This window comes from Shimia sp. CNT1-13L.2 (assembly GCF_024331145.1).
Classification (GTDB): domain Bacteria; phylum Pseudomonadota; class Alphaproteobacteria; order Rhodobacterales; family Rhodobacteraceae; genus Shimia.
Genome location: NZ_JANDJO010000003.1, coordinates 210,244 through 223,028, shown reverse-complemented (window position 1 = coordinate 223,028; position 12,785 = coordinate 210,244). Strand labels below are relative to the sequence as shown.

The window sequence follows — 12,785 nt, the reverse complement described above, 5'->3', positions numbered from 1 at the left end:
TTACTCTCACACCTAGCGCAAATACGGAACAATTTCCTATATTGCAACCACAATCCACCACTCACGGAGCAAAGCAATGGCCCGCGCCTTCACGCCCAAAGTCATCACAGCCAACGACCTGATCGAAGGTGATGTGATCTATCTGACCGCAGATGACACATGGACTCGTGAAATGTGTATGGCGGAATTGCTGACCGACGAAGCGCATGCCGACCTGCGCTTGCTGGATGCGATCCAGCAGCCCGGCATCGCCGTCGGCCCTTATCTCGCGGATGCGAAGGCAGGCGAGAACGGTCCGGAACCCACGCACTTCCGCGAAGAGTTCCGCCGCACCGGCCCCTCGAACTACTTCCACGGCAAACAAGCCGATCTCGCCGCAGCCAGCTGAAATCTGCACTAGGTTTTTGACCGTCTCCCACCCCGAGACGCGCCACGCGAAAGGTCCCTGATCCATGTATCAGTATAACGAATTCGACTCCGCGTTCCTTGCCGAACGCAACCGCCAGTTCCGCCAGCAGGTCGAGCGCCGCATCTCCGGTGCCCTGACCGAAGATGAATTCAAGCCCCTGCGCCTGATGAACGGTGTCTACCTGCAACTGCACGCCTACATGCTGCGCGTGGCCATTCCCTATGGCACCCTCAGCAGCGCCCAGATGAACCAGCTCGCCCTTCTGGCCGAGAAATGGGACAAGGGTTATGGCCACTTCACCACCCGTCAGAACATCCAGTACAACTGGCCCAAGCTGACCGACATTCCGGACATGCTCGATGCGCTGGCCGAAGTGAACATGCACGCCATCCAGACCTCGGGTAACACCATCCGCAACGTCACCGCCGATCACTTTGCCGGTGCCGCCGCAGATGAAATCGAAGATCCGCGCCCGATTGCCGAACTGATCCGCCAGTGGTCGACAGACCACCCGGAATTCCAGTTCATGGGCCGCAAGTTCAAGATTGCCGTTTCGGCGGGCGAAAAGGACCGCGCGGTTCTCAAGGCACACGACCTCGCCGTGCGCGTCGTGCGCAACGAGGCGGGCGAAACCGGCTACCAGATCCTCGTCGGTGGCGGCCTTGGCCGGACCCCGATGATCGGCAAGGTTCTCAATGACTTCCTGCCGCGCGCTGACCTGTTACCCTATATCGAGGCCACCGTTTCCGTCTGGAACCAGATCGGTCGCCGCGACAACAAGTACAAGGCACGTATCAAGATCACCGTTCACGAACTGGGGCTGGACGAAATCCGCGCCCGTGTCGAAGAGCGTTTCGCCAAGCTGCGCAGCACCTTCGGTGGCTTTGACCAGGTCCTGTTTGACGAGATCAAGACCCACTTTGCCGCGCCTGCGTTCAAATCGGCATCGACCGAGGCCTTTGATGCGGCCTACAACAGCGATCCGCTGTTCCGCAGCTGGGCCGACACCAACCTGAGCGAACACCGTGCCGAGGGCCACACCATCGTGACCATCTCGATCAAGAAACACGGCGACACTCCGGGCGATGCAAGTGCCGCGCAAATGCGTGTGATGGCGGAAATCGCCAAGGCCTATGGCTATGACGAGCTGCGCATCAGCCACGAGCAGAACGTGATCCTGCCGCATGTCCACAAATCGGACCTGCCTGCGATCTATGCCGCCCTGCGCGAAGCGGACCTGCACACCGCCAACATCGGTCTGGTGTCCGACATCATCGCCTGCCCCGGCATGGACTACTGTGCCCTGGCAACCGCCCGCTCGATCCCCGTTGCACAACAGATCGCAACCCGTTTCGAAGAGCTGAAGCTGGAACACGACATCGGCCACCTGCAGATCAAGATTTCCGGCTGCATCAACGCGTGTGGACACCACCACGTGGGCCACATCGGCATTCTCGGTCTCGACCGAGCAGGCGTTGAGAACTACCAGATCACGCTGGGCGGCGACGCCACCTGGGACGCGGCCATCGGCGAGCGCGCAGGTCCGGGCTTTGCCTATGACGAGATCGTGCCGGCCATCGAGCGTTTGGTAAAAGGCTATCTGGAACTGCGTCAGGATGAAGGCGAAACCTTCCTTCAGGCCTACCGCCGTCTCGGCCTCGCAGCGTTCAAACCCTACCTCTACCCCGAGGCACAGGCCCATGCCGCTTGACGAGATCCAGACCGAGCTGGGGGCCGACCGTCGCGCCCTCAGCGAAAAGGTCTCGGAGCTTAACGAACGCTATCGCCACCACAGCGCGACCGACGTCTTTCGCGGCGCGCTTCAGGATGGCGGCGATATCGCGCTCGTGTCCAGTTTCGGGGCTGAATCCGTGGTGCTCCTGCACATGGCTGCCATTGCCGACAAGAACACGCCCGTTCTGTTCGTCGACACCCAGATGCTCTTTCCCGAAACCCTGGTCTATCAGGCCGAGGTGGCCGAGCGACTGGGTCTCAAGAACGTGCGCGTGGTGCGTGCCGAACAGGAAGACATCGACCGCGACGATCCCTATGGCGCCCTGCGCCTGAACGACACCGATGCCTGCTGCACCCTGCGCAAGACGATCCCGCTGCAACGCGCCCTGAGCGGCTTTGACGGATGGATCACCGGGCGCAAACGCTTTCAGGCCGGCACCCGCGCTGCGCTCGATTTCTTCGAAGTCGAGGACGGCACCGGGCGCATCAAGGTCAACCCCCTGGCCCACTGGGCCCCGGAAGACGTGCGCGCCTACATGGTAGAAAACCGCCTGCCCCGCCACCCGCTGGTGGCCAAGGGTTATCCTTCGATCGGCTGTGCGCCCTGCACCAGCCCCGTCAAGGAAGGCGAAGACCCCCGCTCGGGCCGCTGGCGCGGGCAGGACAAAAGCGAATGCGGCATCCATTTTGTAGATGGCAAAATGGTGCGAATTGGAGAGAAAACATGACTGTTATCGTAACCGACGCGGGCTTCGGCTCGGATGACTGGACCAAGGGTTTCGTTCCGTTCAGCGAAGCCGCAAATGACGTGATCTCGCTCGACGTGGCCTCGGACACCGATCCGGCCGCCCTGATCGAACAGCTTTCCGGCGTGGAAATGGTGCGGATCGACTTCCCCTCCTTCGCCGATGGCCGCGGCTTTACCATCGCCCGCCAGTTGCGTCTGGCAGGCTACAACGGCCGCCTGCGCGCCAAGGGGCACGTCATCTCGGACCAATACGCCATGGCCCGCCGTTCGGGCTTTGACGAAGTCGAGATCAGCGATGATCTGGCAGCCCGTCAGCCCGAAGGCGAATGGCAATTCCGTTCGGACTGGCGCGCGCATGACTACCAAACCCGGATGCGCGGTCACAATTCCGCTTGATGGATCACAATTTGCGTCAGATCAAAGCCGCAACCCAGATACATCTTTAAAAACCCTATCGAACTGCTAGTGAGGGGCGGCATTTTCCGCCTGTAATCTTATGACCGAGCAAAAACCCGTGACCGACGCCCAAGCAACCGCCGTACCCAAAGTGCCCACCCTGCCCGACGCACAGACCGTCACCGAGGTTCAGCACTACACCGACCGCCTGTTCCGCTTCCGCTGTACCCGCCCGGCAAGCCTGCGCTTCCGCTCGGGTGAGTTCGTGATGATCGGCCTGATGGGCGATCCAGATCCGAAAACCGGCAAGCAGAAACCGCTCCTGCGCGCCTATTCCATCGCCTCGCCTTCGTGGGACGAGGAAATGGAATTCTATTCGATCAAGGTCGAAGACGGCCCGCTGACTTCGAAGCTGCAACACATCAAACCCGGCGACGAAGTCATCCTGCGTCCCAAGCCCGTTGGCACCCTGGTGCATGACGCGCTGATCCCGGGCAAACGCATCTGGTTCTTCGCCACCGGCACCGGTTTTGCGCCCTTCGCCTCGCTCCTGCGCGAACCGCAGACCTACGAGGACTATGACGAGGTCATCATCACCCACACCTGCCGCACCGTGGGCGAACTGACCTATGGCCGCGAGCTGATCGAAGCCCTCAAGGACGACGAACTTCTGAACGAGGTGATCGGCGAAGGCTTCTGGAAGAAGATCAAATACTACCCGACCACCACCCGCGAAGAGAGCCCCAAGATGGGCCGGATCACCGACCTGATCCGCTCGGGCGAGGCCTACAAAGACCTCGACGTGGCGCCGCTTTGCCCGCAAAACGACCGCGCCATGATCTGCGGCAACCTCGCGTTCAACCTCGAACTCAAGGACATGCTGGAGGAAGCTGGCCTCGAAGAAGGCGCCAACTCCAAACCCGCCCAATACGTGGTGGAAAAGGCGTTCCTCGATTAAGACGCTGCGCAAATCCTGATTGGACAAAGCTGGCCTCGCGGCCAGCTTTTTTCATTTGTAGCTCAACCGGATGACTACGTTTTTCCCCACCTTGACCCATCAAGGCGGACCGCGCACCATGCTGGCGAAAGAAACAATTTCATTCGGATTTTCAAATGCCAGTATCATTTCCCACCGCCAACGACGACAGAATAACCGGAACCGACTCGGGCGAACGTCTGAATGGGCTTGGCGGCAACGACACCATTCTCGGCGCAAGGGGCAACGACACCCTGAACGGCGGAGCGGGTGCAGACGAACTCAACGGAGGTGCCGGTAACGACCGTCTCTTCGGGGGCAAGGGCAACGATTATCTGGCCGACGACCATGGCAACGACACGCTGGAAAGCGGCTCAGGGTATGACACGCTTACCTCGGGCGCCGGAAACGACAGCCTGATCTTGTTGCACAACGCAACGGCAAAGGCCCGAAACGAATGGGTAGATGGCGGTGATGGGCATGACTCTTTGTCCCTGCTCCTGACGGCCAATACTCCCCACACCTATGACTTTAATTTTCAGAATTTTCAGGTCATCAACACCAATTTTCTGGATATCCTGAAGGTTGAGGAAATCGAAGTCATAGCCAATGACAAGGCGGACACGCTGCGCGTCACCCTGTCGGAAAACGGCGAAGGCGTCAGCTTCTACGGTAAGGGCGGTGTCGACACGTTGTTCGTGGATGCCTCAGCCACTTCTGGCGTCATCGAGTTCTCTTTTTCGGACAGTGGACGGGCGAGACGCATAACATGGGGCTCCGGCGACAAGGAATGGTACGTCGCAACAAGCGATGTCGAGAAAGTCCATTTTACCGGCAATAAAACCCGCGACCTGATCTTTGGTGGCCAAAAATCTGACACTCTCGTCGGTGGCGGCGGCCAGGATGAACTCTGGGGCGACTATGGCAACGACAGCCTTTATGGCGGTCGGGGTGCTGACACTTTGAAGGGCGATCTGGGGCGCGACAGGCTATTTGGCGGCAATGGCGCGGACGATCTTGAAGGCGGGCACGGTAACGACACCCTGTTCGGTGGCAATGGCAATGACAGGCTCGCTGGCGGGGTTCACAATGACCGCCTGTTCGGCGGGGCCGGCGCAGACACTCTCGAGGCCTCCTATGGCACCGACACCCTGACCGGCGGCGGGGGCAGCGATGTCTTCTTGATCCTTTCGCTGGATGATCTCGATCAGGCCATTGTGACCGACTTCCAGGCTGGTTCAGACGTCATTCAGTTCCACGCCGATGGAGAGTTCGATTTTGACGACCTGGCGTTTACCCAGCAAGGCAACGATGTGCGGATCACCGAAAGCAATGTTGGCTATGACGGGTATGTGCTTGTCCAGAACACGACGATTTCCGAAGTCGACAACGCGGATCATTTCAGCTTTGTCTAAATGAAAAAGGGCGGCCCATAGACCGCCCTTTCCGCTCCCCGCGTTGGCCGGGGATTACATCCCCAGCGCCGCTTTCACGCTGTCCAGCGCGGTTTTCAGGAGGTCGGGGTTGTTCTGCGCCTGTTCGACCGCGGTTTTCAGAGCGGCCTTTTTCAGCGCATCAAGCGACGATCCGTCAATCATCTCGCTGACCTTGGCAAAGTCGAACCCGTCGACACTCAGCACATCCGCCGCAGCACTGGCCATTTCGGTCGCGGTCTCTGTCGCGGCACCCGCCGTTTCGGTCACGGCTTCAGTTGCCGCTCCCGCAACATCGCCCGCCCCTTCAACGGCATCGCTCACCGCGTTCTCGGCGTTTTCAACCGCCTCGTTCACGGCTTCCTCGGCAGCTTCCTTGGCTTCGGTCATAGCGTCTTCGACCGCCTCCACGGCCTCTTCCACCTTCTCTTCAACCTCGGTAACAACCTCCTCGACCGGGGTTTCCTCAACCGCCTCCGGCTCTTCCACGACAACCGGTTCGGTCACCGGCTGGGCAACCTCATCTTTCTGGTTCATCATGTAGAAATACCCGGCAGCAGCAGCGCCAAGCAGAACAACGACCCAAACGAGATTTTTCATTTCAAATTCTCCTGTCCGTACCGGGGCATTGGTTTTCCCGGCTTCTCGTGACAGATGCGGGCAGACAGAGGCCGCAACAAGGGGGAAACTCCCGAGATTTGCCTCACTCCCGCCAAATCTCGGCTTGTATACGCCGACGGGCAGGCATAAATTAGCGCGCACATGAACTCCACCATTGAAGGATCAAAGCCATAGCCCGCAGACCCCATAACGCGCCTCCGCAGCGCGACACCGGCCCTCGCATCAACGAGCGAATCCGCGCTCCTGAAATTCGCCTGATCGGCGCAGACGGCGAAAATGTCGGTGTAATCCACCCCCGCGAGGCCTACCATATGGCTCAGGATGCAGGCCTGGATCTGGTCGAGATTTCGCCCAACGCAAACCCGCCGGTTTGCAAGATCATGGATTTCGGCAAGTTCAAATATGAACAGCAGAAACGCGAGTCCGAAGCCCGCAAGAAGCAGAAGATCATCGAGGTCAAGGAAGTCAAATTCCGCCCCAACACCGATACGCACGACTATGACGTCAAGATGCGTAACGTGGTGAAATTCATCGAGAAGGGCGACAAGGTCAAAGTGACCCTGCGCTTCCGTGGCCGCGAAATGGCGCACCAGAACCTGGGTCGCGAACTGCTTGAACGTGTGGCCGAAGACGTCAAGGAAATCGGCAAGATCGAGAACATGCCGAAGATGGAAGGCCGCCAGATGATCATGATCATCGCGCCCCTGCCCCAGAAATAATCTGGCCCGACAATCCAATCGAAAACCCCGGTCCTGCCGGGGTTTTTTTGTGCGCCCTGCAATGGCCTTTCATCAACAACAGACATTTCGCCTCTGCGCGCCCTGATGATCCTTGCAATCCGCCCGCCATTCCTTACCTCTGAACCAGTTAACAACAGGGATCGGCACATGTGGGAAGAACGTTTCGCAGCGTCAGAGGACTTTCTTTTCGGCAAGGCCCCGGCTCGGTTTCTCGAGGAACACGCCGACTATCTGAAGGCAGGCCAAACGGCGCTGGCGGTTGCTGATGGCGAAGGCCGCAATTCTGTCTATATGGCCGAACACGGCATGGAGGTCACCGCGCTTGAATTCGCCCCGACCGCCATTGAACGCGCCCGCGATCTGGCCAAGGAACGCGGCGTGTCGGTCGATTTCCAGCAATCCGACATCCTGACCCGCGACTGGGAAAGCGACGCCTACGATCTGGTGGCCGGTATCTTTATCCAGTTCGTCGGTCCTGACGGGCGCCGCATTCAGTTCAAAGGCATGCAGAAAGCCACCAAACCCGGCGGCCTCGTCATGCTGCACGGCTATACGCCCAAGCAGCTTGAACACGGCACAGGCGGCCCGCCCTTTGCCCAGAACATGTATACCGAGGTCATCCTGCGCGCCGCCTTTGTCGGCTGGGACATCCTTGAATGCCGCGAATACGAACGCGAGGTTCAGGAAGGGCGCGGCCACTCCGGCATGTCCGCCCTGATCGACTTCGTCGCGCGCAAACCGGCCTGAGCCAAGAAAACAAAAGGAAAATGTGATACACTCTCCCGATGAACGTTTTCATTGGGGGATGGAACAACATGTCTGCGGAGCATTTTTTCAACTTCGGCACCACGTACCAGCGGTTCATCATCAACTTCCTGAACGACACAGCGAACAACTTCTTCCCAAGCTTTGACGGCACGAGTTTCTGGGTAAGTTCGCTGTTCGGCGCAAAGTTCTCGGTCACAATTTACGGCCAGAACCTCACCATTGATGAAAGCGGAGCCGCCCCGGTCTTTTCCGGAACCTGCGATAGGATGGTGATCACCGAATTCGCCAGCAACGGCCGGTTTGCGTCAGACACTGTCCTCTGCGACGTCGATGGCCTTGGCGGCTTTGACTTCGGAGATTTCATGTCGGCCTGCAGCCAATGCGACGGCAATGAACCCGACTGGTCCGACCCCAATGTTCTGAGTTGTTATGACGCCCTGACGCCGAACCGGATTACCGGCTCCAACCAGAAGGACTTTCTGGAATGCGGCTCCGGCCCCTGCACGATCGAGGCTGGCCCGGGCAACGACGTGTGTCTTATCGGACCGGGCGGTGGAACAATCCGCATGGGCCTTGGCAAGAAGGACGCAATCGACGGTCGGAACATGCTGGACGCCATGACCGCCGATCTTGGCGCAGGCACAATTCAGTCAGGCGGTTTCAACTGGACCATCGCCGGGGCCGAGGTTCTTTTTGGCACCGAATTTGCGGATCACCTCACAGGAAGCGGCGCGGGCGATCTGATTTTCGGACGCGCCGGCAATGACACCATCATCGGATTGTCCGGAGAAGACGTTCTTCACGGGGACGACGGCAATGACAGCATTTTTGGCGAACTCGGAAACGACAAACTGTTTGGCGAGGCCAATCAGGACACGCTCAAGGGCCAGGAAGGCGACGACACGCTCAGAGGCGGCCTTGATGCCGACTTTCTGTTTGGAGGCAGCGGGAAAGACCTGCTCTATGGCGACAAGGGCGATGACATTCTCTACGGCAATGGTGGAAACGACCGGCTGTTCGGAGGAGACGGAGAAGACGTCCTGCGCGGACAGGCGGGGCAGGATGTGCTTTCCGGAGGCGCGGGCAAGGATTTCCTGAAAGGCGGCACGCAAAACGACCAGCTGTTTGGTAACTTCGGCCGCGATAGCCTGTATGGCAATGCCGGTGCTGACGAACTCTATGGTGGCGATCAGGCAGACCTCCTGTCCGGCGGGGACGGCGCCGACACCATGTTCGGAGGCAACGACAACGACAGGCTGTTCGCAGGCAGCGGAACTGACAGCCTTGACGGAGAAGAAGGCAACGACAGGCTCTTTGGTGGCAACGGAGCCGACACGCTGACCGGTGGCGACGGCCATGACACGCTCGAAGGCGAACGCGGCAATGATGAAATGCAAGGCGGAGCCGGAAGCGACGACTTCGTGTTCAAGGGCACAGTCCTTGGCAACGATACCATCAGCGATTTCGATTTCGCGTTCGATGCCATCATCTTTGACGGACAGACGTCCTCGGATGTCAGCTTGCAGAAGGTCTCGGGCGGCTACAGCGTCACCCACCTGCACGGCGAAGTCCTTGTCCTGACGACGGATGATCTGGACGCAGACAGCTTTACCTACACCTAGGGTGCCCCCGCAGAAACAGAAAGGCCGCCAGGGATACCGGCGGCCTTGCTTGGTGTTGATCAGGTAATCCCCTAGCCGCAGGCGGCCACGGCCCGACGGGTCATCACGCCTACAAGATGCGCACGATAGGCGGAACTGCCATGCAGGTCCGAAATCATGCCATCTGCTGCCGGGGCCATGCCATCAAGCGCATCTGCCGAGAAATTCCCCGAAAGCGCCGCTTCGGCTTCGCTCCAGCGGAACACGCCCTCTTCGGACGCGCCTGTCACGGCCACGCGCACACCGCCCGCCCCTTTCGAGACGAACACGCCAACAAGCGCAAACCGCGAGGCCGGCTGTTCGAACTTCTGGTAGCTCGCGGCTTCGGGAACCGGGAACTTCACCTCGGTGATGATCTCGCCTTCCTCCAGCGCCGTGGTGAACATGCCCTGGAAATAGTCATCCGCCGCGATCTCGCGCGCGTTGGTGACGATGGTCGCCCCCGAGCCCAGCGCCGCTGCCGGATAACAGGCGGACGGGTCGTTGTTGGCCAGCGATCCGCCAATGGTGCCACGGTTGCGCACGGCCGGATCACCAATGCCTTCGGCCAGGGCCGCAAGGGCCGGATAGCTTCCGGCACCTTCCGCGACATCGGCATGGCAGGTTGCGCCACCGATGCAAACCTCACCGGCATCCGACATGCAGATGCCCTGCATTTCCGCGATCCCCTTCAGGCTCACCAGCTTGCTCGGGCTTGCCAGCCTCTGCTTCATGGTCGGGATAAGCGTCTGCCCCCCGCCCAGCGCCTGCGCATCCTCGTCGGCAAGCGCCGCGACTGCATCCGCAATCGTGGAGGGCTTCTCAAAGTCAAAGTTATACATGGTCTGTCCTCCTTACTTGTTCATCGCGGCCCAGACACGCGACGGCGAGGCCGGCATGTCGATATGGGTCACATCATGGCCACCCGATTGCAGCGCATCCACCACGGCATTGATCACCGCCGGCGGAGAGCCGATCGCACCGGCCTCGCCACAGCCCTTTACGCCCAGCGGGTTATGCGTACAGGGCGTCTGGCTGGAATGGTCCACCGCATAGAACGGCACGTCATCGGCACGCGGCATCGCATAGTCCATGTAGGACGCCGACAACAGCTGGCCGTTCTCGTCATAGACGCAACTCTCGAGAAGCGCCTGGCCAATCCCCTGCCCGATACCGCCATGCACCTGGCCATCCACGATCATCGGGTTGATGATATTGCCAAAGTCATCAGCCGCGGCAAAGCGTTCAATGGTCACCTTGCCGGTGTCGGGATCAACCTCCACCTCGCAGGCATACGCCCCTGCCGGATAGGTAAAGTTCGCCGGATCGTAAAAGGCCGTTTCCTCTAGCCCCGGCTCAATATCCTCAAGCGGATAGTTGTGCGGCACATAGGCTGCAAGGGTCACGTCTCCCCAGGCCACGGACTTGTCCGTACCGGCAACCGTGAACTGCCCATCCTTCAGCTCGATGTCGGCGTCCGAGGCTTCCATCAGGTGCGCAGCGATCTTCTTGGCCTTGGCAATGATCTTCTCGGTTGCCCGCACCATGGCCGAACCACACACCGCGATCGACCGCGATCCATAGGTGCCCATGCCGAACGGGATTTTCGAACTGTCACCATGCACGATGTCGACCATGCCTTCGTCGATCCCAAGCATATCCGCCACGACCTGCGGGAACGATGTCTCGTGCCCCTGCCCGTGGCTATGGGCACCAACCATGACGCTGATCGATCCGGTCGCGTTCACACGTACCGTCGCGGCATCGTAAAGACCGGCCCGCGCACCCAGTTGCCCAACAAGGTTCGACGGCGCAATACCGCAGGCCTCGATGTAGCAGTTCACGCCAAGCCCGCGCATCTTGCCCCTGGCTTCGCTTTCAGCACGCCGTGCCGCAAAGCCGCTCAGATCGGCAATCTCTTCCAGCTTGTCCATGGTGCCGTTGTAGTCACCGGTGTCGTATTCCACCGCCACGGGCGTGGCATAGGGGAACTCGGTGATAAAGTTCTGCCGCCGCAGGGCAATTGGATCGACGCCCAGCTCACGCGCGGCCTTGTCGATCACCCGCTCCAGCTGGAACGTTGCCTCCGGACGTCCTGCACCACGATAGGCATCCACCGGAACCGTATTGGTGAACACCGCCTTCACGTTCACATAGATCAGCGGCGTCTTGTAGTTGCCCGCCATCAGCGTGCCATGCAGCCACGTCGGAACCGAAGGCGCAAATGTCGACAGATACGCCCCCATGTTGGCGTGGGTCTCGGTGCGCAGGGCGGTAAAGTTGTTGTCCGCATCCAGCGCCAGTTCAATCGTGGTCACGTGATCGCGCCCGTGGGCATCCGACATGAACGCCTCGGAGCGCGACGCCGTCCACTTCACAGGACGATTCACCGCCTTTGCCGCGAAGGTACAAAAGGCCTCTTCGGCATAGTGGAAGATCTTAGTGCCAAAACCCCCGCCCACATCCGGCGCGACAACGCGCAGCTTGTGTTCCGGAATACCCAGAACAAAGGCCCCCATCAGAAGCCGGATCACATGCGGGTTCTGCGAGGTGGTGTAAAGCGTATGCTCGTCGGTTGCGCGACTATAGTCGCCAATCGCCACGCGCGGCTCCATCGGGTTCGCAACAAGGCGCTGGTTCGTCAGCTCGAGCGTCGTGACATGCGCCGCTTCGCTGAACGCCTGCGCGACGGCATCCTTGTTCTCTTCGACAAATCCCCAGTCGTAACAAAGGTTCGACGTCAGGTCGTCGTGGACCTTGGTAGAGCCCTCTTCAAGCGCGGCTTTCATGTCCACAACCGCCGGAAGCTCTTCGATGTCCAGTTCGATGGCCTCCGCGGCGTCGCGGGCCTCTTCAAGGCTCTCGGCAATCACCGCCGCGATCGGGTCACCCACGTGGCGCACCTTGCCTTGCGCGAGCACCGGGTGCGCCGGCTCCTGCATCGGTTCACCAAACCGGTCCGTCACCTGCCAGCCGCAGGGCAACCCGCCCACACCTTCAAAGTCCGCACCTGTAAAGATACGCACCACGCCGGGCATCGCCGCAGCAACTTCGGTGTTGATCCCATTGATTTTCCCATGAGCAACATCGGACCGCAGGAAATGGACATAGGCCTGTCCGTGTACGTTGATGTCATCGGTATAGTTTCCATTCCCGGTCAGAAACCGGACGTCTTCGCGCCGTTTCGGGCTGGCGCCAATGCCATGATCTTTTGGCATGAATTCCTCCCATCTGTCGGATCAAGCCGGGCCTCCTCGCCCTCGTGATCCTCAATCTCCTGAAAATGCTCCCTTTGCGCGCCCTCCTCTGGCGCGGTGCAA

Annotated in this window: 12 protein-coding genes; 9 read left to right on the top strand and 3 right to left on the bottom strand. The window is 60.0% G+C overall.

The window, feature by feature from the left end:
* The first annotated feature begins 76 nt into the window (after window positions 1-76).
* The 6 genes from NNA36_RS07940 to NNA36_RS19930 all read left to right on the top strand — a co-directional run bounded on the left by NNA36_RS07940 (window position 77) and on the right by NNA36_RS19930 (window position 5,678).
* Entirely contained in the window at window positions 77-388 is a 312-nt protein-coding gene (locus tag NNA36_RS07940; protein WP_255106067.1) for a DUF2849 domain-containing protein, read from the top strand.
* Window positions 389-452: 64 nt separating this feature from the next.
* Window positions 453-2,120: a nitrite/sulfite reductase gene (locus NNA36_RS07935; protein ID WP_255106063.1), complete on the top strand. Its 1,668-nt coding sequence runs from the start codon at window positions 453-455 to the stop codon at window positions 2,118-2,120.
* On the top strand, window positions 2,110-2,871 hold the full coding sequence (locus tag NNA36_RS07930) for a phosphoadenylyl-sulfate reductase (protein WP_255106061.1): 762 nt from the start codon (window positions 2,110-2,112) through the stop codon (window positions 2,869-2,871). The genes NNA36_RS07935 and NNA36_RS07930 overlap by 11 nt, the downstream gene beginning before the upstream one ends.
* Entirely contained in the window at window positions 2,868-3,287 is a 420-nt protein-coding gene (locus tag NNA36_RS07925; RefSeq protein WP_255106059.1) for a DUF934 domain-containing protein, read from the top strand. The genes NNA36_RS07930 and NNA36_RS07925 overlap by 4 nt, the downstream gene beginning before the upstream one ends.
* A 100-nt stretch (window positions 3,288-3,387) precedes the next feature.
* Window positions 3,388-4,245 carry a ferredoxin--NADP reductase gene (locus NNA36_RS07920; protein WP_255106057.1) on the top strand — a complete coding sequence of 286 codons (858 nt, stop codon included), beginning with the start codon at window positions 3,388-3,390 and terminating at the stop codon, window positions 4,243-4,245.
* Between the two features lie 155 nt (window positions 4,246-4,400).
* Window positions 4,401-5,678 (top strand): calcium-binding protein, encoded by a 1,278-nt coding sequence (locus tag NNA36_RS19930; protein ID WP_303623682.1) that lies wholly within the window; start codon window positions 4,401-4,403, stop codon window positions 5,676-5,678.
* A 54-nt stretch (window positions 5,679-5,732) separates the two neighbouring features.
* On the opposite strand, the gene NNA36_RS07905 is transcribed toward NNA36_RS19930, so the two are convergent.
* A complete protein-coding gene (locus NNA36_RS07905; RefSeq protein ID WP_255106054.1) occupies window positions 5,733-6,296 on the bottom strand; it encodes a hypothetical protein in 564 nt (187 codons plus the stop codon).
* Window positions 6,297-6,487: 191 nt separating this feature from the next.
* On the opposite strand from NNA36_RS07905, the gene infC reads away from it, so the two are divergent.
* The 3 genes from infC to NNA36_RS07890 all read left to right on the top strand — a co-directional run bounded on the left by infC (window position 6,488) and on the right by NNA36_RS07890 (window position 9,447).
* Window positions 6,488-7,036 carry a translation initiation factor IF-3 gene (gene infC, locus NNA36_RS07900; protein WP_255106832.1) on the top strand — a complete coding sequence of 183 codons (549 nt, stop codon included), beginning with the start codon at window positions 6,488-6,490 and terminating at the stop codon, window positions 7,034-7,036.
* Window positions 7,037-7,204: 168 nt separating this feature from the next.
* Window positions 7,205-7,804, top strand: coding sequence for a cyclopropane-fatty-acyl-phospholipid synthase family protein (locus NNA36_RS07895; protein ID WP_255106051.1), 600 nt, complete (start codon window positions 7,205-7,207; stop codon window positions 7,802-7,804).
* A gap of 68 nt (window positions 7,805-7,872) precedes the next feature.
* Window positions 7,873-9,447: a calcium-binding protein gene (locus tag NNA36_RS07890; RefSeq protein ID WP_255106050.1), complete on the top strand. Its 1,575-nt coding sequence runs from the start codon at window positions 7,873-7,875 to the stop codon at window positions 9,445-9,447.
* A 71-nt stretch (window positions 9,448-9,518) separates the two neighbouring features.
* Here NNA36_RS07890 and NNA36_RS07885 read toward each other — a convergent pair whose 3' ends face one another.
* Window positions 9,519-10,307, bottom strand: coding sequence for a xanthine dehydrogenase family protein subunit M (locus tag NNA36_RS07885; RefSeq protein WP_255106047.1), 789 nt, complete (start codon window positions 10,305-10,307; stop codon window positions 9,519-9,521).
* Window positions 10,308-10,319: 12 nt separating this feature from the next.
* The gene (locus NNA36_RS07880; protein WP_255106045.1) at window positions 10,320-12,683 is read right to left on the bottom strand and encodes a xanthine dehydrogenase family protein molybdopterin-binding subunit; all 2,364 of its coding nucleotides are present in this window, start codon (window positions 12,681-12,683) and stop codon (window positions 10,320-10,322) included.
* Window positions 12,684-12,785: the final 102 nt, after the last annotated feature.